Source organism: Bariatricus sp. HCP28S3_A4 (assembly GCF_052066395.1).
Classification (GTDB): Bacteria; Bacillota; Clostridia; order Lachnospirales; family Lachnospiraceae; genus Allocoprococcus.
In genome coordinates this window covers 1-1,588 of record NZ_JBQHSE010000079.1, presented here as the reverse complement: position 1 = coordinate 1,588, position 1,588 = coordinate 1, and the positions used below count along the sequence as shown (strand labels likewise).

The window sequence follows — 1,588 nt, the reverse complement described above, 5'->3', positions numbered from 1 at the left end:
ACTAAGACTTCCCATACCCAAAATGGGCTTCGTACCTTGAAAACTCAATATTTCAGCTAACAAAATAGCGATTTATGCTTTAGCTGCCCACGAATCAAGTGCATTTTGCAGATATTGCGGTAGTCTGGATACAAAATCTGCAGTAAATACAGCAAGCTGTTCTTCGCTCAGATTCAGAATCTCCTTAAAACTTGCCATCAAAGCATCCATCAAGATGCAAAGAGACCTTGTGAAAGTGATGTCTGCCATCTCATCTACCAGGAAGAAGAATAGTTCTCCTAAGGTTCGTTGGTCTTCATTTTTTCGTTGTTCTAATGCCAAAAGCATATACCTGGCAAATACAATGGCTACATGTGCTGTCAATGCATCGTAAGAGAGACTGTGGCATTCGCCAATGAGATTAAGTGTAGATTTGCAAGTCTTGAAAAATACCTCAATCTGCCAGCGCTTTCCATAGATACGAATGATTTCTTCTTCTGACAGAGTTGGATTTGTGCAGATAAAAGCAAGCCAATCCTTACGATTCGCCTTGTTTCTGACACATACGATTTTTGCCGGAATTGGATTTTCTTTTCCAACCATGACATCGACAGAAAGAAGATATTTGGATCTGCCGCGTCGCTTCTTGTTTTTTGCATAAATCTGTTTGATGTTCAGTTTCTGCCCTTCATACTGATATTGAATGCGGCTGCTTTTCTTGATCATTGCAATCACATCCATCCCTTTGGATTTGATAGCCGTAATCTGCGCCGGATTAGCAAACCAGCAGTCAAACAGCACATAATCGGCAGAAATACCATTTGAAACGGCTGTATCAAGAAGGTGAAGCATAACCTCCGGTGCTTTCGTCTGTGCCAGTTTTCTGCGCTTGCCGGCAATAGATCTCTTGTCAAAATCTTTCGTTGGACCAATGAGATTTGATTCTTTGGAGGATGCGATAAGACAACTGTTAACAGGCATAAATGTATTGCCATCGCTCCATCCAATCGTCAACAGACGGAATCCTTTGCGAAATTTCATTCCAACATGATCAAAGACTCTGGAACCCAGTTCAGTCTTCTTGCAACTGGTGCGATTAAAGAGAGTGTCATCGACTATGAACACATTGACACGCTTTTCATCAGTAAGATTTTTGATGTCACCGTTGATGATCTCTGATGCTAGAGAAGAAGTAAAGCGGAGCCAATTAGTTTTTGAAGAATTCAGGAAACGATAAAAAGTGTTCTTTGAGAATCCTTCTTTGAAAGATCCGGTTCTCTGCTGCATATACATGCTTCTTCCTGTAAAGACGTTACTGAGTTTATATCTGAGGAGCGAGATAGCAGGAACTCCTTTTTCCTTGGTGCCGTTGCATTGTTTTAAAACGCTGCCTACCTTGTGAGAAGAGAAAAATCTCTGAACGCAATCTAAAATAGCTACCTCATTCTCGTTGTTCTGTGATATAATGGACATGGCATAAATCCTCCTTTGTAAAGTGGTTTCTGGACAATTCCATTATATCAAAAGAGCGTTATTTATGCCCTTTTTATTGGCTGAAATATTGAATTTTCAAGGTACAGAACACCTTATCGGTGTGGGAAGTTTGAGT

At 40.4% G+C, this 1,588-nt stretch carries 1 protein-coding gene; it reads right to left on the bottom strand.

What is annotated here, in order from left to right:
• Positions 1-72: 72 nt before the first annotated feature.
• Positions 73-1,452 (bottom strand): IS4 family transposase, encoded by a 1,380-nt coding sequence (locus ACTNBF_RS16400; protein ID WP_427820911.1) that lies wholly within the window; start codon positions 1,450-1,452, stop codon positions 73-75.
• Positions 1,453-1,588: the final 136 nt, after the last annotated feature.

What these genes read in the sequence shown, in the direction of transcription:
- ACTNBF_RS16400 (WP_427820911.1), bottom strand. Translation starts at nt 1,452, where the DNA reads ATGTCCATTATATCACAGAACAACGAGAATGAGGTAGCTATTTTAGAT.